A 298-nucleotide genomic window follows, 5' to 3' on the forward strand; every position below is an offset into this window, starting at 1 on the left:
GTCGAGATCATCGTCAAGAAGAACGCCCGCGTGCGCTACACGACCATCCAGAACTGGTCGAACAACGTGTACAACCTGGTGACCAAGCGCGCCATCGCCCACGAGGGCGCCTCCATGGAGTGGGTCGACGGCAACATCGGCTCCAAGGTCACCCAGAAGTACCCGGCGGTCTACATGACCGGCGAGCACGCCCGTGGCGAGACCCTCTCGATCGCCTTCGCCGGCGAGGGCCAGCACCAGGACACCGGCTCCAAGATGGTGCACGTCGCCCCGCACACGTCGTCGTCGATCGTGTCCA

The 298-nt window shown here is 64.8% G+C and carries 1 protein-coding gene; it reads left to right on the plus strand.

From position 1 onward, the window contains the following. Window positions 1–298: SufD family Fe-S cluster assembly protein (locus IG178_RS24715; protein ID WP_193215238.1), on the plus strand; the 298-nt coding region annotated here is incomplete at both ends.

Origin of the sequence: Neoluteolibacter marinus, from assembly GCF_014904755.1 — a bacterium.
Lineage (GTDB): Bacteria > Verrucomicrobiota > Verrucomicrobiia > Verrucomicrobiales > Akkermansiaceae > Haloferula > Haloferula marina.